Source organism: Limosilactobacillus reuteri (genome assembly GCF_034259105.1).
Lineage (GTDB): Bacteria > Bacillota > Bacilli > Lactobacillales > Lactobacillaceae > Limosilactobacillus > Limosilactobacillus reuteri_G.
Map to the genome: position 1 here is coordinate 639,495 of NZ_CP139478.1, position 25,254 is coordinate 664,748.

The window sequence follows — 25,254 nt, forward strand, 5'->3', positions numbered from 1 at the left end:
TGAGCATGATATAATATCCAAGAGTAAAGATAAATGAAAATGGAGATAGAATAATGAGTGAGAACGAGAACGATCAAAAACGACTTGAAATCGGTAAAATTTTACGAAAAGCACGGGAAGAAAAGGGCTATACCCTTGATGACCTTCAACAAATGACTAAGATTCAAAAGCGGTATTTAATCGCGATTGAAGATGAAAACTTTGATGAACTTCCTGGTGACTTTTATGTTCGTGCGTTCATTAAGCAATATGCCAATACGGTAGGCTTAGATGGTAATGAATTATTGCAAAAATATGATGATCAATTACCACAGACTAAAACGGAAGAGTATTCCGATCACTTGGCTCAAGCAGTTGAAACCCGTGAAAACCAACGAAAAACTGTTAGTGGGAGCGTAGACAAGGTTCGTAACTACATGCCAACGATTATTATTGCTTGTGTGATTATTTTGGTGTTGGCAGCGATTTGGATTACGGCCATTGCTCGCAATCATCGCGATTCTTCTACACGGATTGATAATAGTTCGGTATCTGTTTCTGGAGAGAGTCGTAAAAAGGCCGCTACTTCTGCTAAAAAGACAAGTACAAAGCAGAGCAAATTGACAGCAATCAAGCTTCAAGAAGCACCTAATCGGAATGACACAAGCGTTACTTATACAGCAAGTCAACTTACTAAAGACACAACGCTACAAATTGAGCCAAGTGATCGTTCATGGATGCAGGTAAAGGCAAATAATAATGACTTATTAAACAAAACTTTGAATAACAATGAAAAAACTAGTGTAAAAATAAGTCGTGATACAACTTCATTAGTAATTACGGTCGGCAATGCTCGAGCAACAAAGTTAAAGCTCGGTAATCAAGAAATCGACTTTACTAATAATGGCCGTTACCAAAACACGCGGAATGTAACGATTAACTTTGGTAATGCCCAAACAAGCAGCAGTTCAGCAAGTCAGTCAGCAAATAGTTCAAGTCAAGCTTCTTTATCCTCGGCTCGTCCTAATAATGCTACGCAACCATCTGCTGCTAATAATAACAGTCGTCCTCAGACAAGTGCTAGTCAGCAAAATAATCAACCAACTCGTTAATATAAGAGGACTAAAGGAGTTAGAACATTGAATTTACCAAACAAACTAACTGTTATACGTTTAATTATTATTCCCTTTTTCTTATTATTAATGGTTCTGCCATTACAAAGTTGGGGAGCTGTAAGTTTTTGGGGAGCAACTATTCCGATGGCTCAGCTTATTGCTGCTATTTTATTTATTGCAGCAACAGTTACTGATAATCTTGATGGACAAATTGCGCGACGGCACCATCTTGTAACTAATTTTGGAAAATTTACGGATCCGCTTGCTGATAAGTTGCTTGTCATGACTGCATTTATCGTTTTGACTGGAAATGGTGTTGTCCCATCATGGGTCACTTCAATCATTATTTGGCGAGAATTATCTGTTACGGGCTTACGCTTATTATTAGTGGAACAAGACGGGGTAGTATTAGCCGCTAAAATGCCGGGGAAGATTAAGACAACTACTCAGTTTATTGCAATTATCTTCTTACTCTTAAATAATGTTATTTTTGCTATTTGGAATATTCCATTTGGTCAAATTATGTTATATATTTGCTTGTTCTTTACTATTTATTCTGGAGTGGATTACTTCATTCAGGGACGCGACGTCTTTTCGGATGGATTTAAATAGGATATAGAGGGTGAGAAAAAACTTTTGTTTTTTCTCACCCTCATGTTTTTTACATTCATAGTTTTAAGATTTTAGTGAAAATGACTATACTTTACGTATATATATTAATAGGGGATGAAGTTTTATGGATGCAGAAATTATCTCAGTAGGAACTGAAATAGTCCTCGGACAAATAGTTAATACCAATGCCGCGTACTTAGCTAACAGACTAACCCAACTTGACTTACCGGCTACCTATCAAACAACTGTTGACGATCAATCACAAAGGTTAGAGCGTGTTATTAATCACGCTTTGACTCGTGCTAAATTAGTTTTTGTTTGCGGTGGTCTTGGGCCAACTGCAGATGATATTACGATGCCTACAGTTGCTAAAACCCTAGGGAAAGAGTTGCAGACTGACGAAGAATACTGGAAATGGATTCAAAAAACATTTGAACAACGACAAATAAAAATGGAACCAGAGAATATTCGTCAAGCCCAGTATCCGCAGGGAGGAGAACCGCTTGCTAATCCTGTGGGGCTTGCTCTAGGATGTTGGTATGAAACTAAGGGGAAAGTTGTGGTTGTCTTGCCGGGACCACCCGCTGAATTCAAGGCAATGGTTGAAAAGAGCCTGGTTCTTAAACTCCAGCAATATTTTCAAACAAGAAAACAAATTACTAGTCGGACATTAAACTTTTTAGGGCAGCCGGAGTCACAATTAATGGATGAAATTGAAGATGCTACTAACGATATCTCAGGGATAAGCATTACTTCTTATGTTCAACCAACGGCAATCCAGGTTCGACTCACCGTGCGTGACTTACCAGTGATTGAAGCTGAAGAAAAAATTGATCAGGCACAAAAAGCAATCCTTGCAGTTGAAGAACCATTTTTCTTTGGAGTGGGGGATGACCTTACACTTGCCAAAGTTGTCGTTGAACAATTAAAAAATCGCGGGTGGAAATTGACAGCAGCAGAAAGCTTAACAGGGGGGATGTTCCAAAGTACTATTTGTTCCGTACCAGGAGCCTCGACTGTTTTTAATGGTGGGTTTGTTACCTATGCTGCTAGTGCAAAGGAAAAGTTATTAGGAATTCCCCATAACACGATTGACCAGTATGGGGTAGTAAGTTCTGAAACTGCTGCGGCAATGGCTGAAGGGTGTCGACGAAAATTAAATGTTGAAGTTGGAATCGGATTTACTGGTGTGGCAGGTCCAGATATGTTAGAAGGACAACCAGCGGGGACGGTCTGGATTGGACTAGCAATGAAGGGACGCCCAACTAAAACCGTTCAATTATATCTTGCATCCTATGTCGGAAGACAGGCGATTCGTACGTTAAGTGTTCAGTATGGACTTCAATTAATGTACCGTGAACTAAAAAAATAAACGAACTTTTGTTCACTTTTTTCTTGTTTTTTTGGCTAAAACTGTTATTATTAGTTATCGGATAAACCGTAAAAAAGGAGGAATTTGATTTGGCTGACCAACGAAAAGCAGCATTAGATGTTGCTATCAGAAAGATCGAAAAGAACTTCGGTAAGGGTTCTATTATGCGAATGGGTGATGCCACTGATATGAAGGTTGCTTCAGTTTCTAGTGGTTCCCTTGCTATTGACAAGGCACTTGGAATTGGTGGATATCCTCGTGGTCGGATAGTTGAAATTTATGGTCCTGAAAGTTCTGGTAAGACTACTGTAGCATTACATGCGGTAGCAGAAGTACAACGGCAAGGCGGGACAGCAGCCTATATTGATGCCGAAAATGCTCTTGATCCTCAATATGCAGAAGCCTTAGGTGTTAATATTGATGACCTATTGCTTTCGCAGCCTGATAGTGGTGAAGAAGGATTAGAAATTGCTGATGCATTGATTTCAAGTGGAGCAGTTGACTTAGTAATTGTTGATTCAGTTGCAGCATTAGTTCCTCGTGCTGAAATTGATGGTGATATGGGTGATACCCATGTTGGATTACAAGCTCGTTTGATGTCTCAGGCTCTTCGGAAGCTTTCTGGTGAAATTAATAAGACAAAGACAATTGCTATTTTCATTAACCAAATCCGTGAAAAAGTTGGAGTGATGTTTGGTAACCCTGAAACAACAACTGGTGGACGGGCACTTAAATTTTACTCAACTATCCGGATGGAAATTCGTCGTGCGGAACAAATTAAGAATGGTACAGATGTTATTGGAAATAAAGCTAAAGTAAAGATTGTTAAAAATAAGGTTGCTCCGCCATTCAAACGTTGTGAAGTTGACATCATGTATGGTGAGGGGATCTCTAAGACTGGTGAATTGTTAGATATGGCGGTTGAAAACGATCTTGTTGACAAGAGCGGTGCCTGGTACTCATATGGTAGCGAACGTATTGGGCAAGGTCGTGAAAATGCTAAAAAGTGGCTCAAGGAACATCCAGACAGCATGAATGAATTAATGGATAAAGTTCGTGTTGCAAATGGGATGGAACCGTTAAATGAAAAGTCAACGAAAGAAACTGCTGATGATAAAGCCAGTGGTAAGACCGGTGAAAATAAAAAAGAAACAATTGAAGAAGCAAGTAAAGAATAAATAATAATATTTGAAGTTGAAATTCCCTAATTTTTTAGCATTAATAGCTGAATATTAGGGATTTCCCTTTTTATACTGGCTGTTTAAGCAATTGATAAATTCAATAGTTGACACCTTAGTGTGGCAAGATTAAAATTTAACTTGTGTGATGTTTTTTGACGTTACACGGTGAAATTAATTTATTCATACCAACAACATAATAGTTGAAGCGGAGGTGAAATAGTGAAAATTTTAATGTTCGCCGCGCTTGCTATGGTTGTCGGAATTATTGTCGGCTATGTAATTCGCAAGGTTTCATATGAAAAACAAGTGGCAGAAGCACATAATGATGCTAAAGGTATTATTTCTAAAGCAAAACAAGAAGCAGTAACGGCGAAAAAAGAAGCTATTTTAGAAGCGAAAGAAGAGAGTCATCAATACCGCGAGAGAGTGGAAGATGAGTTAAAACAGCGGCGGAGTGAGGTCCAACGACAGGAAGACCGATTACTCCAACGGGAGGCTTCTTTAGATCATAAGGATAGCGCTCTAGAAAAAAGAGAGAATGCAGTTGGCGTTCGTGAACGTAAATTAGATCAAGAAAAAGAGCAGCTTCATCAATCAAAGGAACAAGCAGAAGCCTTAATTGAACAATGCAAACAAGAAGTTGAAAAAGTTGCTCAAATGTCACAAGAAGATGCTAAGCAGTTATTATTATCTGAAGTAAAAGAACAGTTAAAAACTGAACGAGCAGTAATGATTCGTGACAGTGAACAAGAAGCGGAACTTTCTGCAGAACGTAATGCAAAGAAATTAATTGTTGAAGCAATTCAGCGTAGTGCTGCGGATGTTGTCTCAGAGACGACTGTTTCGGTTGTTAATCTTCCTAATGATGATATGAAGGGAAGAATAATTGGTCGTGAAGGTCGAAATATTAGAACTTTAGAGACGTTAACAGGTATTGATTTGATTATTGATGATACGCCAGAAGCTGTCGTATTGAGTGGCTTTGATCCTGTACGACGTGAGATTGCTAAGATCGCGCTTGAAAAATTAATTCAAGATGGTCGTATTCATCCTGCACGAATTGAAGAAGCTGTTGATAAGGCTCGTAAGCAGATGGATACTCAACTACGGGAGACTGGTGAGCAAGCATTGTTTGATCTAGGAATTCATTCAATGCATCCAGACCTAATTAAGACGGTCGGAAGAATGAAGTACCGGACTAGTTACGGTCAAAATGTCTTAGACCACTCAATCGAAGTTGCTAAGTTAGCCGGAATTATGGCTGCTGAACTTGGAGAAGATGTTACATTAGCAAAACGTGCTGGACTCCTTCATGATATTGGAAAGGCAATTGATCATGAAGTTGATGGTTCACATGTTGAGTTAGGTGTAGAACTAACCCGCAAGTATAAAGAGAATAAAGTGGTTATCAATACGATTGCTTCTCACCATGGAGATGTCCCTGCTAATTCTGTAATTGCTGTTCTTGTACAAGCAGCAGACGCAATTTCAGGGGCCCGTCCTGGTGCTCGAAGCGAGTCATTAGAACAATACATTCAACGTTTAAAGAAACTAGAAAGCATAGCAAACAGTTATGATGGTGTCGACCATAGTTATGCAATTCAAGCTGGTCGAGAACTTCGCGTGATTGTCAAACCGAAGAAGATTTCTGATTTGCAGGCAACAACTTTGTCACATGATATTAAGAACAAAATTGAAAAGCAATTAGAATATCCAGGACATATTAAAGTAACCGTTATTCGGGAAGTTCGAGCAGTTGATTATGCTAAATAAACTGATTTTTCAGTTCCTATAAAGAGGCTGGGTACAACCTTCAGTCTCTTTATTATTTTAAATAACATCCATCATTAACAGAGATCTTGCAGTAGATTTAGACAAAAAATATAATTAGTTTATTATTAAGATTAAAAAATATGGTGGATTATAGAATGAAGTTAGCCACCCAGTTGGTGGTAAATAAAAAACGCCATTCGGCGTGACATCAGGTATCATATTAAGTGAACCAAACCTATATGAAAGGATGTCCGTCAAATGACGCACTTAAATGATACCATGTCTACTAGTTTATTGACTACTCATAAAAAGAATGCTCATCTTACTAAAGAAGAACGTGTGATGATTGCGACTTTAAAGTCGCAAGGACTTTCCAATCGCGCAATTGGTCGCCAATTAGGAGTTAATCATCAAACAATTAATAACGAGCTCAACCGTGGTACGGTCCGCCAACTTCGTCGTCAAAAATCTAATGGTAAGATTTACGAATATTCTTACTACATCTATAGTTATGAAGCTGGTCAGGCCACATATCTTGAACATCACCGCCATTCTGGTCGTCGTCGCTTATATTATTCTTCAAAGCAATTTTTACGATTAGCTGATCAGCTAATGCTTGGTGAGTTTGACGACCACCATTACTCCCCACAAGCGGTTATTTATAAGGCTCGAGATTTAATGAATGATGGCACCCTGATCCCAAAGTCGGTTGTAACTTTATATCAATGGATTAATGAGGGTGTGCTTCGTACGTCCAATTTAGACCTCTTTGAAAAACCTAAACGTAAGCATCATCGAACTCATCCGCAAGCTAAAAGGTGCTTAGGGCCTAATATTGCTCAACGACCTCAAACTGCGGACCAACGGTCCGAAATTGGCCATTGGGAACTAGATACAGTTCAGGGACAGAAAAACGGTAATGACAGTGTTGTACTAGTAATGACTGATCGCCTTTCACGAGTTAATATCACGAGTAAAATTGCTGGTAAAACTGCGCATGCAGTAAATCAGTTCTTTATAAATTTACGCCAGAAAATGGGCACAGATGCTTACTATCGCATCTTTAAGACAATAACCTCTGACAACGGTTCAGAATTTAGTGAGTTAACACAAGTTCACGATCATGTTTTCTATGCTGATCCGTATTCCCCTTGGGAACGTGGATCCAATGAGATCAATAACCGGTTTCTCCGCAAGGAGATTACCAAAGGTGAAGCTATAAATAACTATAGTAGTGCTCAGATCATAGCGACTAATGATTGGATGAATCACTATCCACGAGCTATGTTTAATGGACATTCGTCAATGGATATCTATCGTAAGGCCTTCTACCAAGAGATATCACAGCTCCATCAACCAATAATCAATTGGTCAGTATTATTTATTTGAGTCCAGTGGCTAACTTATTCTTGAAATTTAGGAGATTAAAAAATATATTAACGGGGTGAAATTTAGTGGAAAAAAAAACAACACCGATGATGGAACAATATCAAAAGGTAAAAGATCAATATCCAGATGCCTTTTTATTTTACCGACTTGGTGATTTTTATGAGCTATTTAATGACGATGCAGTTAAAGGAGCGCAACTTCTTGAGCTAACATTAACAACGAGAAATCATAGTGCGAAAAATCCAATTCCAATGTGTGGAGTGCCCCATCGCGCGGTTAATAACTATATTGATATTTTAATTGATAAGGGTTATAAAGTAGCAATCTGCGAACAGATGGAAGACCCTAAAAAGGCGAAAGGGATGGTTAAGCGAGCCGTTACCCGTTTAATTACACCTGGAACGCAAATGGATCTAAATGGTGAACAGGCACGTGATAACAATTATCTTGCAGCGATTAGTGGACAAAATGGGGTATTTAGTATTGCCTATACCGACTTATCAACTGGGGAGCTTAAAACGACAAGCTTAAATAATGCAAATGACGCGGTTAATGAATTGGTTAATCTCCAAAGCAAGGAAGTAGTTGTGGACGGTGAGTTGCCAGCTGAAATAACAACTCAGTTTAAGCAACGAAATATCCTTCAATCACATCAGCCAACGGTCCTTAAAAATGCTGAGATTAGCTATCTTACTCAAGACCTTGATGATCAAGCTCAACAGCACGTTGTTGCGTTACTTGTGTCATACTTATTAACGACCCAAAAGCGCTCTTTGGCCCACCTGCAGAAAGCAATTGCATATCAACCAAGTTCTTTTATGAAGATCGATCACTATTCAAAAACAAATCTTGAATTAATGCGCAATATGCGAAGTGGGAAGTGTCAGGGGACCTTGGCATGGCTTTTGGATGAGACAAAAACAGCGATGGGTAGTCGCCTCCTTAAACGATGGATTGACCGGCCATTAATTAATCAAAATGCAATCAGTGAACGACAAGATAAAGTCCAAGAGTTATTAGACCACTATTTTGAGAGAAGTAATTTGCAGCAAGAGTTAATTAAGGTATATGACCTTGAACGCTTGGCAGGGCGGGTTGCCTATGGAAGTGTTAATGGGCGTGATCTTATTCAACTTAAGACTTCCTTAAAGCAAGTTCCTAAAATAAAATACGTTTTAGAAACCCTTGATTCACCTGTCTTTGAAGAACTGCAAAAACAATTGGATCCCTTGGACGATGTGGCAGATTTAATTGATCAATCAATTGTTGAAGAACCGCCAATTGCTGTTACTGAAGGTGGCGTAATTAAGGATGGCTATAATGACCAATTAGACCAATACCGTGATGCGATGAATAATGGAAAACAGTGGATTGCGGACTTGCAAGAACATGAACGGAAATTAACGGGCATAAATAACCTCAAAATTGGTTATAATCATGTATTTGGCTATTATATTGAGGTTACAAAAGTTAATCTTGATAAGCTTCCTAAAGATCGCTATGAGCGTAAACAAACATTAGTTAATGCTGAACGTTTTTCTACTTCAGAATTAAAAGAAAAAGAGGCATTGATAATGGGGGCGCAAGAAAAGTCAACAGCCTTGGAATATGATATTTTTGTTAAAATCCGTGAACAAGTCAAGGGACAAATTACACGCCTGCAAAAATTAGCACAACAACTTGCGGAATTAGATGTACTCCAAAGCTTTGCGGTTGTTAGTGAAGACTACCACTTTGTCCGTCCTGAAATGAATACTGGTCACGTATTAAAAATTAAAGATGGTCGTCACCCAGTTGTGGAAAAGTTTATGGGACACCAGGAATATGTGCCTAATGATGTTTTGATGGGAGAAGATACAGATATTCTCCTGATTACTGGGCCAAACATGTCAGGGAAGAGTACCTATATGCGTCAGCTAGCATTGATTGCGGTAATGGCACAAATTGGCTGTTTTGTCCCTGCTAAATCCGCTGAATTGCCAATTTTTGATCAAGTCTTTACGCGCATTGGGGCAGCTGACGACTTAATCTCTGGTGAAAGTACCTTCATGGTTGAAATGATGGAAGCAAATAATGCTTTGACTCATGCCACGGATCGTAGTTTGATTCTCTTTGATGAAATTGGTCGGGGAACCGCAACTTATGATGGGATGGCATTGGCGCAAGCGATTATTGAGTATGTTCATCAGCATGTTCGTGCTAAGACGCTATTTTCCACTCACTATCATGAACTGACAGCTCTTGAGAATAGCTTGGCACGGCTTAAAAATGTTCACGTAGGAGCAACGGAAAAAGATGGGGAGTTAGTATTCTTGCATAAGGTAAGCGCAGGTCCTGCAGATAAGTCTTACGGAATCCACGTGGCTAAACTAGCAGGAATGCCATCCTCATTGTTAAAACGTGCAGATACTATTTTGCAAAAATTAGAGCAAAAGGATGTAAAACTACCGAATACGCCTAAAACGGCAACAGATAATTATCATACGGAACCAATATCAGCGAAGATAAATGAAGCGGCACCTGTAAAGAAAGAGGCTGCACCAGTTGTTGAAGATAATGGTCAACTTGAATTATTTGCTACTCAACCTGAGAAAAAAGAATCGAGTGTTGATTGGCGGATTTTACATCAATTAAAAGAACTTAATTTAATGGGGATGACACCCATGGATGTAATGAATCAAATTTATAAGTGGCAGCAGAAATTGAAATAAGGTGATATTTAATGGGAAAGATTCATGAATTAGATAATATTTTAGCCAATCAAATTGCTGCCGGTGAAGTAATTGAACGTCCAGCATCAATTGTAAAAGAATTAGTTGAAAATTCATTGGATGCCCATAGTCACCGTGTAGATATTATTGTTGAAAATTCTGGCTTAGACAGCGTGCGGGTGATTGATGATGGTGACGGAATCGCTGCTGAAGATATTAGGCTAGCATTTCACCGTCATGCAACCAGTAAGATTAATTCTCGCCATGACCTCTTTAAGGTGCAGACGATGGGCTTTCGTGGCGAAGCGTTACCTAGTATTGCTTCAGTTGCTGATGTAACTCTTACGACTGCTCAAGCTGGTCAAGAAGAAGGAACAATGATTTATTTGCGGGGAGGAAAAGAATTAGTAGTGAAGCCGGCTGGTGCGCGTCAAGGAACCGATATTAAGGTAACCGACTTATTCTTTAACACTCCTGCGCGATTAAAGTACTTAAAATCACCTCAAACGGAGCTAACCAGAATTACGGATATCATTAATCGACTTGCCCTTGCTAATCCAGCGGTTGCTTTTAGCTTTACCCATAATGGGCGGGAATTATTTCGTTCGGCAGGTAATAATAATTTACAGCAAGTAGTTGCAGCAATTTATGGAGTTCAAGCAGGACGCAAGATGCTTGAAATAAGTGGTGCAGATGATGATTTTAAAGTTAGTGGTTTTGTTTCCTTACCAGAATTAACACGAGCATCACGCCAATATATAACAATCACAATTAACCATCGGTATATTCGTAATTTTGAATTAACAAAGGCAATTATTCAGGGATATGAATCAAAACTAATGGTTGGTCGTTATCCGATCGCGGTAATTAACATTGACCTGGACCCTGTTTTAGTTGATGTGAATGTCCATCCAGCTAAACGCGAGGTTCGTTTGAGCAAAGAACAGCAACTAATAAAATTGATTGCTGAAACGATTCGGCAGCGAATAGCAGTTGAGAACCTAATTCCAGATGTCGATGCTGACCAATTTATTCCTAATGATGATGAGGTAGCGGACCTTGATCGCCGGTTAAAGGAAGCATCACCTGTTTATTACGCCGCCCCGATTTCGTCAGTGCCGGCAACAGAAAAGGCGGCAACTGAGATTTCAACTCCAGAAGCTGATAATCCAGCACATGCTGACGCGCTTGATAGTGAGATTCCAGCACCGATCGTTATCCACCATCTTGAAGATTTAAATACGCCTGCAATGCAAAAATTTGATGAGCGTTATCAAAATGAAGGTGAAGTTACGCCATTTTCTGCTCCAGTTCCCACTATGACTAAGAAGCCAGTAAAACCTTCAAATATTGAATTGGATGTTCATGATAAACAAGATCAGCAGCAAAATCGGTTTCCTGATCTTCAATATATTGGTCAACTTCAGGGAACCTTTTTATTAGCACAAGCAGGAGATGGTCTTTACATTGTTGACCAACATGCTGCTCAGGAGCGAATTAATTATGAGTATTACCGCCAAAAAATTGGGGAAGTGAGCGCTGATCAGCAAAATTTCTTGGTTCCGCTTGTTCTTAATTATTCGACTGTCGACGCAATGACAATTAATCAGCATCTCGATACGCTTGCAGGGGTCGGATTAGAATTAGAGTCATTTGGTCAGAATAGTTTTATTTTGCGTTCCCATCCAACCTGGTTTAAAGAGGGGCAAGAAGAAGACACGGCCAAAGAAATGATTGATTGGTTAATTAAGAATGGAAAGCTAACCGTCAAAGAATTTCGAATGAAGACAGCGATTATGATGAGCTGTAAGCGGGCCATAAAGGCTAACCACCACCTTGATGAACGGGAAGCTAAAGCCTTGCTGAAACGGTTGCCACAATGTGAGAATCCTTTTAATTGTCCGCATGGGCGTCCGGTAACTGTTCATTTTAATGATCAGGATTTAGAAAAAATGTTTAAACGAATTCAGGATTCACACACCCCGTATGCGGATGATTTTGATGACCATGAATTTTAAGGAGGAATTACCTTGTACGAATACTTAACAGGCCTTGTAACCGTTGTTGCACCACAATATATCGTTGTTGATGTTAATGGGGTTGGCTATAAATTATTAGTGGCTAACCCCTATCGTTATCAAGAGGATCGGACTAAGAAGGTCCAAGTATATGTTTACCAAGCAGTTCGTGAAGATAATATTTCCTTGTTTGGCTTCACAGATCAAAATGAAAAAAAACTATTTATGCAATTAATCAATGTTTCTGGAATTGGGCCAAAGAGTGCTTTAGCAATTTTAGCAAACCCTGATCATCAGGGACTTGTTGATGCAATTACTAATAATAATGTTAGCTATTTAACTAAGTTCCCAGGAATCGGGAAAAAGACAGCTTCGCAAATTGTGTTAGACTTACGTGATAAGCTCACTAATGAAAGCAGCAGCTCATTATTTGCAACAACTCAGCTTACCGTTGATGCAACAGTAAATCGTGAGTTGAAAGATGCTTTGGAAGCATTGGCCTCATTAGGATACAAGGAACGGGACATTAAAAAGGTTCAAAAGACATTAATGAAAGAAGAACAAATGGCAACTGATGAATACTTAAGACAAGCATTAAGGTTGCTTAACTAGGAGGTGCAAGACTTGTGGAAAATGATCATGGTATTTTATCAGATCACCCATCAGGAGAAGAAGAAAGCCAAGTGGAGATAACTCTTCGACCACAGAAACTAAGGGAATATATTGGTCAACCTAAAATCAAGCACGAACTAGAAGTATATATTAAGGCGGCCCAATCCCGGGAAGAAGCCCTTGACCATGTATTGTTATATGGTCCTCCAGGATTAGGAAAGACAACTTTAGCGATGGTAATAGCTAATGAGATGGGTGTTAATATCAAAACAACTAGTGGACCGGCGATCGAAAAGCCAGGAGATTTGGTTGCTTTATTGAATGAGCTGAAACCGGGGGATGTCCTTTTTGTTGATGAAATCCACCGGTTACCCAAAGTCGTGGAAGAAATGCTTTATTCAGCGATGGAAGATTACTATATTGATATTGTTATTGGTGAGGGACCAACTGCGCACCCCGTTCATTTTCCCCTTCCGCCATTTACATTAATTGGGGCAACGACACGGGCCGGAATGTTATCGGCACCATTACGTGATCGTTTCGGGATCGTTGAACACATGAACTACTATACTCAAGATGAACTGACAAAAATTATTTTTCGTTCTGCCAAGATTTTCCATACTAGTATTCAAAATGAAGGGGCCCATGAACTATCTCTTCGTTCACGTGGTACGCCGCGAATCGCAAACCGCCTTTTAAAACGGGTGCGTGATTTTGCCCAGGTAGCAGGGAAACAAAGCATTGATTCAGCAATTGTTAAGCAAGCATTATCGCTGCTCCAAGTTGATGATCGGGGCTTAGATGAGATTGATCGGAAAATGTTGTTAACGATGATCAATTTCTACCATGGAGGTCCAGTGGGATTAAAAACAATTGCAGCAAATATTGGTGAAGAAACTAATACGATTGAAGAAATGTATGAACCATATTTGTTACAGATCGGCTTTATTAGCCGTACTCCTCGCGGCCGGTTAGTGACACCGACAGCATATGAACATTTAGGGATTGAATATCCAACTGATAAAAATTGATTGAGGAAAATTATGAGTAAGTTAGAATTTACAATTAATCAAAGTGATGGCCAAGCACGAACCGGAATTTTGCAGATTAATGGACGACAAATTGAAACACCGGCTTTGGTTGCCAGTGGAGATGAATTAGCAAAGTTATCACCCAACCAGCTTAATCAGGCTGGTGTATGCGCAGTTAAGACAAGTGGATTAAAGCGTTGGCTAAAATATGGTTCGATGACTGAAAAATTAGGAGACCTCCACCAACTTTTTCAGTGGGATGGCCTTTTATTTGTGGACTTAGGAACTGAGGAGGCCTATCATTTAGCAAAGCCACGCGGGGAAAAACATGATGGCGTTCGTTTTCATGATCCGGTAACGGGACAACTAAAATTCTGGCAACCAGAAACTGCTCTTCAAGTTCAAGAAGCGCTCGGGGCTGATATTTTTCAAAGCTTTGACCAAGCAACAGATTATTATGCGCCAGTTGATGATTTAAAAGTAGGGGTAAGACAAACTAATGACTGGTTATCTGTTGTTAAGCCCCAAAAAGGACAAGCCCTTGGTTCAATTGTTGGTGGCGGCTTAAAAGATTTGCGGACAGCCAGTATTAAGGCGGTCGATGAGGCTGGGTTAAGCGGCTATCGTTTGAGTGGGATCCCTAGCAGCTTAGATGATCAAGAGTTTAGTCGAATCATTAATGAAATTACGCCTAAACTAGAAGAGGAAAAACTGCGCTACCTCCCTGCTGCACTTTCTTTTGACCAGCTGATAGAGGCAATTTTAGCAGGAGTTGATTTAATTGATAGTAATCTAGCAGCTAAAAAAGCGGCTAATGGGATTGCATTAGTTAATCACGGAGCGACAGTTCTTCATCTTGATCGTCAACATTTTAGCTTCGATTCACAAGTGCTTGATCGTCAATGTGCGTGTGCAACTTGTCGCGCGGGCTATTCAAGAGCATTGCTCCATAGCTTAATTACCAATCAAAGTTTTTACGGTGAACAACTTTTGCTGCAGCATAATCTGTTTACCCTCAATAAATTAATGAGTAGTCTCCGACAAGCAATTAAAAATCATCAAACAAAAAAATTTGTTCAAGAATTATTGCAGAATCAATAGAGCATATAGCTTTTTGCAGTAAAGTTTGTTAAAGTTAATATTAGTTAACTTTTTGAAGGGATGGATAAACCGTGAATAGTTTGAGTAGTTTTGTTCTTGGTGCTGCTTCATCTAATAATGCAAGTGGTTACTCAGGAATTATTTTAATCATCTTAATGGTAGCATTAATGTACTTCTTTATGATTCGCCCACAACAAAAGCAACGTAAAGAACACCAAGAGATGATGAATGAATTACACCCAGGTGATGAAGTTGTTACGATTGGCCGGATGCATGGTAAGATTGATTCAATCAATAAGGCTGACCGGACAGTTACTTTAGATTGTGAAGGGATCTACCTTACTTTTGATATGGTGGCAATTGCCCGTGTTATCAAACGAGCAGATGTACCAGCTAGTGAAGCTTCCCAAGATAATAAAGCTGTTGCTAGTTCTGCAGCTGACAGTTCTGTAGATGCTTCAGCAGATAGCGCTGCTAGTGAGTCTGCATCTGTAGCGAGTGCTAGCGATGAACAAAAAGACAGCGAAGAAAAGTAATTTAATTTAGATGAAAATAGTCGTAAACGAGCGAATATTTTCATCTTTTTTATTTGGTTGTTAATCGCGTTTATTGCTATACTAAAAGATAGTGTTAAATTTTATTCGGGTAAGGAGAATAGCATAATGGCAGATCCATTAACAGCAATTTTTGAACAAATCAAAAAGTACAATAAAATAATTATTCATCGGCATCAACGCCCTGATCCAGATGCAATTGGCTCACAAGTTGGCCTTGCGGAAATTTTACGGGCTTCATTCCCATACAAGCAAATTTATGTTGTAGGGAAGCATATTCCAGGGTTTGATTGGATCGGTGAGATGGATACGATTGACAATCAGACATTTGATGATGCATTAGTAATTGTTACGGATACAGCAAATGCGCCACGAATTGATGATCGGCGCTTTGATAATGGGGACGAGCTTATTAAGATTGATCACCATCCTAATGATGAACCCTTTGGCGATATTATGTGGGTTGAACCAGATGCTTCTAGCTGTTCTGAAATGATTTATAGTTTTTATCAACGATTTGCAAAAGAATTAACTCTTCCCCAGAAGGCTGCCCATGCCTTATATGCAGGAATTATTGGCGATACAGGTCGTTTTCTTTATCCAGCAACAACTCCTCGAACGATGCTAGTTGCAGGTTCGTTAATGGCGGCCGGCGCAAATGCAGCGGAAATTAGTCAGCACGAAAATGAAATTACCTTACCAGTGGCCCGGTTATCAGCATACGTTTATGAAAATTTGCAGATATTAGATAATGGAGCCGCATATGTTATCTTAACCAATGAAATTTTAGAACAATTCGGATTAACTGAAGCCGGGACATCCGCAATTGTTTCTTTACCAGGTCGAATTCATGATGTTCTTGCCTGGGCGATCTTTGTAGAACAAGAAGATGGCCATTATCGCATTCGTCTCCGTTCAAAGGGGCCAACAATTAATGAATTAGCTAAGCAGCACGATGGTGGTGGACATCCCCTTGCTAGTGGCGCCAAGGCTAAAGATGAAGCAGAAATTAAACAAGTGATTGATGAATTGGACCAATTAACACAAAGTTATGCAAACCAAAAATGAAAGGGAAATAGCTATGAGTGATAAAAAATTTGCTGATTTTCAGTTACAACCTTATCTGTTAACAGCAATTCAAAAAATTAATTTTCGTCAACCAACACCGGTCCAACAACGAGTAATACCAGTGATTATGGCGGGACGAAGTGTTGTTGGGCAATCAGCGACTGGTAGTGGGAAAACACATGCCTTCCTCTTACCGATTTTTTCAAAGATCAATCCAGAAGATCAAACCGTTCAAGCAGTAATTACAACTCCTAGTCGGGAATTAGCATACCAAATTTATAATGCGGCCAAGCAACTTAATAAATATGCTCCTCATCCTCTTACCATTCACAATTATGTCGGTGGTACAGATAAGCAGCATCAAGTTGACCAATTAAGCCGAAAACAACCTCAATTGGTTATTGGAACTCCAGGAAGAGTATTGGATTTAATCAAGAGTCAGGCATTGGATATTCACACAGCGAAAATGTTTGTGGTGGATGAAGCGGACATGACCCTAGATATGGGATTCTTGCATGAAGTTGACCAAATTGCCAGTCATTTTCCTGATGACCTTCAAATGATGGTTTTCTCAGCAACGATTCCGCAGAAACTGCGCCCATTCTTAAAAAAATATATGGAAAATCCAGTAGTTGAAGAGATTCCTACTGAAGCAGTAATTAATCCAGACGTGGATAATTGGTTAATGTCTACTAAGGGGCAGGATCGTAACCAGCTAATTTATCGTTTGCTGACTCTTGGTGAACCATATCTTGCGTTGGTATTTGCTAATACAAAAGAGCGAGCAGTTGAATTAACCCAGTACTTAGAAAATCAAGGGCTCAAAGTAGCAATGATTCATGGGGGACTAGAAGCTCGTCGTCGTAAACGGACAATGCGGCAAATCCGTGATCTTGAATATCAATATGTTGTAGCAACTGATCTAGCAGCTCGTGGAATTGATATTGATGGAGTATCACTAGTAATCAATGACGACTTACCAACTGATCTTGAATATTTTGTTCATCGAGTTGGCCGTACCGGGCGAAATGGGATGAAGGGAACAGCCATTACCCTATATGAGCCAGCAGAAGACGATTTAATTGCTAAGCTTGAGGAGCGGGGAGTTAAATTTGTACCAAAAGAATTAAAGAATGGTCAACTAGTAACTACCCATGACCGTAATCGCCGGAAGCATTATAAGCGGCGGCAAAATGAACTCGATCCATCAATGAAGGGTTACGTAAAAAAGACTAAGAAGAAGGTTAAACCTGGTTATAAGAAACGGATTAAAAAGGCGATTAAAGAAGATGAACAACAAAAACGGAAACTTGAATTACGGCATAAGATTCGGAAAGCTAAACGCGCCCGCCAAAAGCAACATCGCCGTGAACGAAATGCCCGTTGATTTTAAAGTAATTGTTCGCTATAATATGACACGTCTGGGACATGCTATAGCTAACGGAAATTTCAGAGACAGTTGGTAAGGTGTGACAACTGATTTCCTAGTTTTAGTGCTCCCCATTCGGATAATTTGATATTTAACCTTGGGTAACCAAGAAGTAAAGAGGTAAACGAATTCCATCGTTGCAAGCAGAGTGGTACCGCGTCAATCCGGCGTCTCTGATTCGCAATGGTGGTTTTTTGTTTTTTTAGAAAGGGCGATTTGATGAAAGAGTTGAAGAAGCTAAATAGTGCTCAAGTACGGCGGATGTACTTGAAGTTTTTTGAAGAGCATGGCCACCAAGTTATGCCGAGTGCATCATTAGTTCCAGTAAATGATCCAACATTACTATGGATTAACTCTGGGGTTGCCACAATGAAGAAATACTTTGACGGAAAAGTTGTTCCTGACAATCCACGGATGACAAGCTCACAAAAAAGTATTCGAACGAACGATATTGAAAACGTTGGTAAGACTGCCCGGCACCATACCATGTTTGAAATGTTGGGTAATTTCTCTGTTGGTGATTACTTTAAAAATGAAGTAATTCCATGGGCTTGGGAATTACTAACAAGTGATGAATGGTTTGGGTTTGATCCTGAACGGCTATACATTACTTATTACCCTAAAGATCATGACGCTTATAATCGCTGGCGTGAAGTAGGCGTTGCTGAAAACCACTTGATTGCTGATGAAGATAACTTCTGGGATATTGGTCAAGGTCCATCTGGTCCAGATACGGAAATTTTTTATGACCGTGGTCAAGAATTTAATAATTTGGCCGATGATGATCCAGAAAATTACCCTGGTGGTGAAAATGAACGTTACCTTGAAATTTGGAACATTGTCTTTAGTCAATTTAACCATACGCCGGAAGATACTTACGAACCACTTCCTCATAAAAACATTGATACGGGGATGGGTCTTGAACGGGTTGTTTCAATCTTTGAAAATGCCCCTACCAATTTTGAAACCGACCTATTTATGCCATTAATCAAGCAAGCTGAAGAGTTTAGTGGTACTAAGAAGTATGGTCAAAATAAAGAAGACGATATTCAATTTAAGATTATCGCTGATCATATTCGGACAATTACCTTTGCGATCGGGGATGGCGCTTTGCCTTCAAATGTTGGTCGTGGATACGTTATTCGGCGGTTGCTTCGGCGAGCAGTTGTTGCTGGAAAGAAGCTAGGAATCGATGAACCATTCTTAGCAAAGATGGTTCCAACAGTCGGCAAGATCATGGAAGACTACTATCCTGATGTTCTTAAAAATGCTGACTATATTGCTTCAGTTATTGAATCAGAGGAAGATCGCTTTAGTGCAACCTTAAATGGCGGATTAAACTTGTTGAATAACGTGATTGCTGAAGCTAAAGAAAATAAGACCAACGAAATTGATGGACGAACAGCCTTTAAACTTTATGATACTTATGGCTTCCCAATTGAATTAACCAAGGAATATGCTGAAGATGAAGGATTAACAGTTGATGAAAAGGGCTTCCAAGCAGCAATGACAGAGCAGCAAAATCGTGCTCGTAATGCCCGTGATATGGATAACGGGATGGGTGTTCAAACTGATTTGTGGACTTCATTCAAAGAAGATAGCAAATATGTTGGTTACACTGATTTGGCCGTTGATAATGCAAAAGTTATTGGTTTAGCACATGATGGTCAACAAGCGGATGAAGCACAACCAGGTGATAAGAACATTGAATTAATTTTTGATGTAACGCCATTCTATGCTGAAATGGGAGGCCAAGTCGCTGATACTGGTGACATTATTGACAACTATGGTAAAAAAGTTGGTCGGGTGGTTGATGTTCAACATGCACCAAACCAGCAAAACCTTCACCGGGTAGAATTAACTGCCCCTATTAAAAAGGGTGCTCGTTACAAACTGGTTGTTGACCGTATTCGTCACCTTAAGATTGAAAAGAACCATACAGCAACCCACTTGTTAGACCAAGCATTACGAAACGTTCTTGGTGGTCATACTCAACAAGCCGGATCATTAGTTGAAGAACATTACTTACGTTTTGACTTTAACCACTTTGGCCAGGTAACTGCTGAGGACCTTAAGAAGGTTGAAAACATGGTTAATGAGCAAATCTGGAAGGAAATCCCAGTCAAAACAGTTGAAACTGATATTGATTCTGCTAAGGAAATGGGTGCCATCGCCTTATTCTCAGATAAGTATGGTGATAAGGTTCGGGTTGTAAAGATTGGTGACTTTAACACTGAATTCTGTGGTGGTGACCACGTTAAAAACACGAATGAGCTCGGTCTCTTCAAGATTGTTTCTGAAGGAGGAGTTGGTGCTGGAGTACGGCGGATCGAAGCAGTAACTTCCAGTGATGCCTTTAAGTTCCTTCAAGATCGTGATGACCTCTTAACAAAGAGTGCTGCTAGTTTGAAAGTTGCTCAGATTAAGGAAGTTCCTCACCAAGTAGAAACGCTGCAAAATGAACTTAAAGAAGCTCAGAAGCAAAATGAGTCTCTTCAAGCTAAGATTGCTGCTCAACAAGCCAATAATGTTTTTGAAAATGTTCAAACAACTAAGAATGGAAGTTTAATTGCTGCCGAAGTTCAAGTTGCTGGAATGGGTCAATTACGGCAACTTGCTGATACTTGGCGCTCAAAGGCTCTTTCTGATGTTCTAGTTCTTGCGACAGCCAGTGATGGTAAAGCAAACTTATTAGTGGCTGTTAGCGATGATAAAACTAAGGAAGGCTTAAAAGCCGGTGACCTTATTAAGGCGATTGCACCAGCCATTAATGGTGGCGGTGGCGGTCGGCCAAACCTCGCCCAAGCTGGTGGAAAGAATCCAGCTGGAATTAAGGAAGCCTTAAGTCAAGCTAAAGATTACCTCGATAAGTAAATCAAAAGGGAGCAAGACAGAAGTCACTTGTGACTTCGTTTTTTGACGCGAAGCTAGCCTCTGGGAGCCCCCGCAAGCAACAATAGGCCTCCAACGTTTTTTTACCGGGCGTTGGAGGCCATTGGTGTACTGCGCCATTTGTCTTTTATGAAAGTAACTTGACTTATGTCACAGTCCAAGAGATTGAAAGAAACCAATTTTTGAGTTCTTTCAATCTTTCTTTTTGTAAGAACTTCTTAAGGTAATAAAAAATACTATCAAGAAGCTCTATTATCAGCTATAATATAAAACTTGTAGTTTAAGATAAAACTAATATTACTGTTTACTTACAATTGACAAATGTAAATTGTGATTTTAATAAAAATATAGTAAAATTGATGGTTGAAAAGAATATCTGGAGGTGACGATTGATGGCTACAAATGATAAAACGATGTTCTTTGATTTCGGTCAAGAACGTCAAGAAGATATCAAGCAAACATTAAAGACGGTTTATGAATCATTAGAAGAAAAGGGATACAACCCGACTAATCAAATTGTCGGTTATCTTTTATCTGGTGATCCGGCTTATATTCCGCGTTTGAATGATGCACGTAACTTGATTCGTCAACATGAACGTGACGAAATTATTGAAGAGCTTATTCGGTCATACCTAAAGAATAACGGTGAAACTAAATGAGATTAATGGGATTAGACGTTGGCTCTAAAACGGTTGGCATTTCCGTAAGCGATCCTCTCGGTTGGACGGCCCAAGCAGTTGAGATTATTCCAATTGATGAAGAAAACGAAATTTTTGGGATTGATCGTGTTGCCGAGCTAGTGAAAAAAGAACAGGTAGCTGGGTTTGTAATTGGCCTTCCTAAAAATATGAATAATACAGAAGGTCCTCGTGTTGAAGCATCTCAGCACTATGGTAAGCTATTACAACAACGTTTTCCAGATATTCCTATTGACTTTCAAGATGAACGTTTAACGACGGTTGAGGCACACCGAATGCTAGTTGAAGAAGCGGACATTTCACGTGCTAAGCAGAAAAAAGTTATCGATGAAGTTGCAGCAACGTTCATTTTACAAAGCTATTTGGATCGCCATGGCCGCCTTGTGAATAAGCTAAAATGAGGTATTAAAATGAGTAAACAAGAAAATAACGAAGACATGATTACATTAATTGATGAGAATGGTAATGAACAATTATTTAAGGAATTGTTTACGTTTGATTCTGATGATTATGGCAAATCATATATCTTTATCTATCCAGCGGAACAAGAAAATGACGATTCCGTTGATATTCAAGCTTACATTATAGCTGATAATGAAGATAACGATGGACAGGACCTTGTTCCAATTGAAGATGATAAGGAATGGGACATGGTTGAAGAAGTATTAAATACTTTCCTTGATAATGATGGTAATTTCAAGGCTTAATTAAAATTCCAGGATAAATAAAATATTAACAAAAGGGAGCTGTAGACACATTTGTCACAGTCCTTTTTCTTTACAAGCAGAAAGGATCATTAGGATGATTTTAACAACCTTTATTATTTTGATTTTAATGGGGTGCTTTATAAATGGTCATCGCCGCGGATTATTGACAATGACGTTAATGCTGGGGACATATATAGTAGCTTGGATCGTTGCTCGCCAGGGAGCCCAATTGATTGGTGGCTGGTTAAAATCATTATTACCAAGTATTGGAACTCCAGCAACATTTTCCGAGAGCTTGCTTGCAAATGTAAATAGTAATCTTTTCTTTTATAATGGGATTGCATTTATGATAATTTTTACAATTGTTTCAATTCTTTGTCACTGGGGCATTCGTCAGTTAAACTGGATAAAGAGGATTCCAGTGGTGGGGACAGTTGATAAAATTGCGGGTGGCTTAATCTCATTTTTGATTGGCTATTTGATTATTTACGTTGTTTTACTAATTATGCAATTATTTCCAGCAGGTTGGTGGCAAATGCAAATAGCAAACTCAGAACTAGCGCGTTTTATGATTAATCAAACACCAGGAATAGCGCATTTAGTAATTGATACGCTAGTACAGGGAGGATAAAATGAACAACAAAATTTTAGAAACATTAGAATTTGATCGAATAAAAGGACAACTGGCACAATACCTTGTTTCTGCCGCTGGTCGTTGCGAACTAACGCAGCTTGTTCCACAGACTGATTATGAAGCAGTTAAAGAGCTTTTGACAGAAACTACTGATGGAACCGATATTTTAAGGTTAGAAGATGGGATTCCTATTCCGCAACTAGCTGATATCAAACCGCAATTGAAACGTTTGAAAATTAAGGCAAATCTGAACGGCACGGAATTAGCTCAAATTACTAAAGTGCTGCAAACTAGTATGAGTGTAAAAAACTTTTTTGACCAGATGCGGGAGAAAAAAATTAAATTACGGGTTTTAACTACCCAAGTTGACCGCCTAGTTACAATTCCTTCAATTACCCAGCGGCTAGTTCGTTCGATCGATCCTGATGGACGGATAAATGATGAAGCATCGGCTAAACTCCATGGTATTCGGCAATTAATTACCCAAACGGAAACAGAAATTCACCAACAAATGGAAAGGTATACTCGCGGGAAAAATGCGAAATACTTAAGCGACCCGATTGTCACAATGCGGAATGACCGCTATGTAATTCCAGTAATCGCTCGTTACCGAAATAAATTTGGCGGGGTTGTTCATGACCAAAGTGCTAGTGGACAAACATTATATATTGAACCTGCAGCCGTTGTGGAGACCAATAATCGGTTACGACAAGCGCAAATAGAAGAACGGCAAGAAATGCAACGGGTGTTAATTGAATTATCACAAATGATTGCTCCTTACCGGCATGATATTGGCCAGAATGAAGCAATTCTTGGACACCTTGACTTTATTAATGCCAAGGCACGCTGGGCACATGATACTAAGGCAACGCTGCCACTCTTAAGCAAAGAAAATCATGTTTCACTACGGAAAGCGCGTCATCCCTTGATTGATCCCCGGCGAGTAGTGACAAATGATATTAAGATTGGGGAAGATTACCAAGCGATTATTATTACCGGGCCCAACACTGGTGGTAAAACCATTACGCTTAAAACTTTGGGAATTATCCAGTTAATGGGACAATCCGGTTTGTTTATTCCCGCAGAAGAAGGCAGTACAATTGGGATCTTTGATAATGTATTTGCGGATATCGGTGATGAACAATCATTGGAACAAAATCTGAGTACTTTCTCTGGGCATATGGATGGAGTAAAAGCAATTCTTGAACAAATTACAAGTCGTAGCTTAGTCCTTCTAGATGAGCTTGGTGCTGGAACTGATCCTAAAGAAGGGGCTGCTTTAGCAATGGCAATTCTTGATAATATTGGCAGTAAAGGAACCATGGTTGTAATTACAACCCACTATCCTGAACTCAAAGTTTATGGCTATGATCGTGCTAAGACGATTAATGCTAGTATGGAATTTGACCAAGAAACTCTTAAGCCGACGTATAAATTACTGCTAGGAATTCCTGGGCGGTCGAATGGATTAGAGATTGCTCAGCGATTAGGAATTAATCCCCAGGTTATTGATGAAGCACGGACATTTGTTAGTGATGATAGTCAAGACCTTAACAATATGATTGGTGATTTAGTAGAGCAGCGGAAAAAAGCACGTGAAGAAAGTGAAAGGCTGGCAAAACTAGTAGCCAAAAACGAAAAAGTTCAGCGTGACCTTGATGAGAAACTTACCCGCTTTAATGAACAGCGTGATAAGTTATATGAGCAAGCACGTTCAAAGGCCAATCATCAAGTTTCGATGGCGAAGAAAAAGGCTGATCGAATTATTCATCATTTGCGCCAGTTAGAAGTTCAACAGGGCGGAAATGTAAAAGAAAATGAATTAATTGATGCACAAGGTCAATTAAACGCTCTTCATCGTGATAATCCCCGGTTGCAACACAACTCAGTATTACAACGGGCTAAGCAAAAGCATGATTTGCATAAAGGTGATGCAGTCTTGGTAAAATCTTATGGTCAATATGGAGAACTTTTATCTAAGCGGGGAAACCACAAGTGGGAAGTTCAGATTGGGATTCTTAAAATGGAAATTGATGAGAATAATCTTGAAAAAGTAGCTAAGAAAGATCTCCCACGAGAAAAAGATGCAAAGCGGCGACCACGAGCTGCTGTGAGAACGACACAAACAAGAAAGACCTCGGCCCGTCTTGATTTGCGCGGTCATCGCTATGAACAAGCAATGAGTGAGCTAAGTAACTTTATTGATCATGCGTTGTTGAATAATCTTTCAACAGTAACAATTATTCACGGAAAAGGAACCGGTGCTCTTCGTAAGGGAACGCAACAATATCTGCAAAGCAATCCACGGGTTAAATCATTCTCCTATGCTTCCCCTAATGCTGGTGGGGATGGAGCAACAATTGTTAATCTATAATTAC

General features: G+C 39.5%; 20 protein-coding genes. All 20 read left to right on the forward strand.

Features of this window, described 5'->3' with window-relative positions:
- Window positions 1-53 precede the first annotated feature (53 nt).
- Window positions 54-1,091: a helix-turn-helix domain-containing protein gene (locus SH603_RS03985; protein ID WP_321534127.1), complete on the forward strand. Its 1,038-nt coding sequence runs from the start codon at window positions 54-56 to the stop codon at window positions 1,089-1,091.
- Window positions 1,092-1,118: 27 nt separating this feature from the next.
- Complete coding sequence (gene pgsA / locus SH603_RS03990; RefSeq protein WP_169478017.1) at window positions 1,119-1,706, forward strand: CDP-diacylglycerol--glycerol-3-phosphate 3-phosphatidyltransferase; 588 nt, start codon at window positions 1,119-1,121, stop codon at window positions 1,704-1,706.
- Window positions 1,707-1,830: 124 nt separating this feature from the next.
- Window positions 1,831-3,078, forward strand: coding sequence for a competence/damage-inducible protein A (locus SH603_RS03995; protein ID WP_321534128.1), 1,248 nt, complete (start codon window positions 1,831-1,833; stop codon window positions 3,076-3,078).
- Between the two features lie 89 nt (window positions 3,079-3,167).
- On the forward strand, window positions 3,168-4,256 hold the full coding sequence (gene recA, locus SH603_RS04000) for a recombinase RecA (RefSeq protein WP_169472633.1): 1,089 nt from the start codon (window positions 3,168-3,170) through the stop codon (window positions 4,254-4,256).
- Between the two features lie 234 nt (window positions 4,257-4,490).
- Entirely contained in the window at window positions 4,491-6,032 is a 1,542-nt protein-coding gene (gene rny, locus SH603_RS04005) for a ribonuclease Y (protein ID WP_169472646.1), read from the forward strand.
- A 258-nt stretch (window positions 6,033-6,290) separates the two neighbouring features.
- Window positions 6,291-7,421 carry an IS30 family transposase gene (locus SH603_RS04010; RefSeq protein ID WP_013923736.1) on the forward strand — a complete coding sequence of 377 codons (1,131 nt, stop codon included), beginning with the start codon at window positions 6,291-6,293 and terminating at the stop codon, window positions 7,419-7,421.
- A 65-nt stretch (window positions 7,422-7,486) separates the two neighbouring features.
- Window positions 7,487-10,132: a DNA mismatch repair protein MutS gene (mutS, locus tag SH603_RS04015; RefSeq protein ID WP_321534129.1), complete on the forward strand. Its 2,646-nt coding sequence runs from the start codon at window positions 7,487-7,489 to the stop codon at window positions 10,130-10,132.
- Window positions 10,133-10,143: 11 nt separating this feature from the next.
- Window positions 10,144-12,150, forward strand: coding sequence for a DNA mismatch repair endonuclease MutL (gene mutL, locus SH603_RS04020; protein ID WP_169471828.1), 2,007 nt, complete (start codon window positions 10,144-10,146; stop codon window positions 12,148-12,150).
- A 12-nt stretch (window positions 12,151-12,162) separates the two neighbouring features.
- Window positions 12,163-12,762 carry a Holliday junction branch migration protein RuvA gene (gene ruvA / locus SH603_RS04025; RefSeq protein WP_169478015.1) on the forward strand — a complete coding sequence of 200 codons (600 nt, stop codon included), beginning with the start codon at window positions 12,163-12,165 and terminating at the stop codon, window positions 12,760-12,762.
- 14 nt (window positions 12,763-12,776) lie between these two features.
- Complete coding sequence (ruvB, locus tag SH603_RS04030; RefSeq protein ID WP_019252993.1) at window positions 12,777-13,793, forward strand: Holliday junction branch migration DNA helicase RuvB; 1,017 nt, start codon at window positions 12,777-12,779, stop codon at window positions 13,791-13,793.
- 12 nt (window positions 13,794-13,805) lie between these two features.
- The gene (locus tag SH603_RS04035) at window positions 13,806-14,894 is read left to right on the forward strand and encodes a tRNA guanosine(34) transglycosylase Tgt (protein ID WP_169471826.1); all 1,089 of its coding nucleotides are present in this window, start codon (window positions 13,806-13,808) and stop codon (window positions 14,892-14,894) included.
- Window positions 14,895-14,965: 71 nt separating this feature from the next.
- Window positions 14,966-15,430: a preprotein translocase subunit YajC gene (gene yajC / locus SH603_RS04040; RefSeq protein WP_169472630.1), complete on the forward strand. Its 465-nt coding sequence runs from the start codon at window positions 14,966-14,968 to the stop codon at window positions 15,428-15,430.
- Between the two features lie 126 nt (window positions 15,431-15,556).
- Window positions 15,557-16,516 (forward strand): DHH family phosphoesterase, encoded by a 960-nt coding sequence (locus SH603_RS04045; RefSeq protein ID WP_003676051.1) that lies wholly within the window; start codon window positions 15,557-15,559, stop codon window positions 16,514-16,516.
- A gap of 13 nt (window positions 16,517-16,529) precedes the next feature.
- Complete coding sequence (locus tag SH603_RS04050; RefSeq protein WP_003676050.1) at window positions 16,530-17,903, forward strand: DEAD/DEAH box helicase; 1,374 nt, start codon at window positions 16,530-16,532, stop codon at window positions 17,901-17,903.
- A gap of 261 nt (window positions 17,904-18,164) precedes the next feature.
- A complete protein-coding gene (gene alaS / locus SH603_RS04055; RefSeq protein WP_169472629.1) occupies window positions 18,165-20,819 on the forward strand; it encodes an alanine--tRNA ligase in 2,655 nt (884 codons plus the stop codon).
- A 410-nt stretch (window positions 20,820-21,229) separates the two neighbouring features.
- The gene (locus tag SH603_RS04060) at window positions 21,230-21,496 is read left to right on the forward strand and encodes an IreB family regulatory phosphoprotein (RefSeq protein ID WP_321534130.1); all 267 of its coding nucleotides are present in this window, start codon (window positions 21,230-21,232) and stop codon (window positions 21,494-21,496) included.
- Window positions 21,493-21,936: a Holliday junction resolvase RuvX gene (gene ruvX / locus SH603_RS04065; protein WP_003666687.1), complete on the forward strand. Its 444-nt coding sequence runs from the start codon at window positions 21,493-21,495 to the stop codon at window positions 21,934-21,936. The genes SH603_RS04060 and ruvX overlap by 4 nt, the downstream gene beginning before the upstream one ends.
- 9 nt (window positions 21,937-21,945) lie before the next feature.
- A complete protein-coding gene (locus SH603_RS04070; RefSeq protein ID WP_003666689.1) occupies window positions 21,946-22,242 on the forward strand; it encodes a DUF1292 domain-containing protein in 297 nt (98 codons plus the stop codon).
- 94 nt (window positions 22,243-22,336) lie between these two features.
- Window positions 22,337-22,873, forward strand: a complete 537-nt coding sequence (locus SH603_RS04075; RefSeq protein ID WP_003666690.1) for a CvpA family protein — start codon at window positions 22,337-22,339, stop codon at window positions 22,871-22,873.
- Window position 22,874: 1 nt separating this feature from the next.
- Window positions 22,875-25,250, forward strand: a complete 2,376-nt coding sequence (locus SH603_RS04080; protein WP_169472627.1) for an endonuclease MutS2 — start codon at window positions 22,875-22,877, stop codon at window positions 25,248-25,250.
- The last annotated feature ends 4 nt before the right edge of the window (window positions 25,251-25,254 follow it).

Excerpts from the sequence above, each read along its gene's own strand:
- SH603_RS04080 (WP_169472627.1), top strand. The coding sequence starts at position 22,875 with ATGAACAACAAAATTTTAGAAACATTAGAATTTGATCGAATAAAAGGA.
- SH603_RS03995 (WP_321534128.1), top strand. The coding sequence starts at position 1,831 with ATGGATGCAGAAATTATCTCAGTAGGAACTGAAATAGTCCTCGGACAA.
- SH603_RS04010 (WP_013923736.1), top strand. The coding sequence starts at position 6,291 with ATGACGCACTTAAATGATACCATGTCTACTAGTTTATTGACTACTCAT.
- ruvX (WP_003666687.1), top strand. The coding sequence starts at position 21,493 with ATGAGATTAATGGGATTAGACGTTGGCTCTAAAACGGTTGGCATTTCC.
- SH603_RS04035 (WP_169471826.1), top strand. The coding sequence starts at position 13,806 with ATGAGTAAGTTAGAATTTACAATTAATCAAAGTGATGGCCAAGCACGA.
- SH603_RS03985 (WP_321534127.1), top strand. The coding sequence starts at position 54 with ATGAGTGAGAACGAGAACGATCAAAAACGACTTGAAATCGGTAAAATT.
- SH603_RS04070 (WP_003666689.1), top strand. The coding sequence starts at position 21,946 with ATGAGTAAACAAGAAAATAACGAAGACATGATTACATTAATTGATGAG.
- SH603_RS04060 (WP_321534130.1), top strand. The coding sequence starts at position 21,230 with ATGGCTACAAATGATAAAACGATGTTCTTTGATTTCGGTCAAGAACGT.
- mutL (WP_169471828.1), top strand. The coding sequence starts at position 10,144 with ATGGGAAAGATTCATGAATTAGATAATATTTTAGCCAATCAAATTGCT.
- SH603_RS04045 (WP_003676051.1), top strand. The coding sequence starts at position 15,557 with ATGGCAGATCCATTAACAGCAATTTTTGAACAAATCAAAAAGTACAAT.
- SH603_RS04050 (WP_003676050.1), top strand. The coding sequence starts at position 16,530 with ATGAGTGATAAAAAATTTGCTGATTTTCAGTTACAACCTTATCTGTTA.
- alaS (WP_169472629.1), top strand. The coding sequence starts at position 18,165 with ATGAAAGAGTTGAAGAAGCTAAATAGTGCTCAAGTACGGCGGATGTAC.
- SH603_RS04075 (WP_003666690.1), top strand. The coding sequence starts at position 22,337 with ATGATTTTAACAACCTTTATTATTTTGATTTTAATGGGGTGCTTTATA.
- rny (WP_169472646.1), top strand. The coding sequence starts at position 4,491 with ATGTTCGCCGCGCTTGCTATGGTTGTCGGAATTATTGTCGGCTATGTA.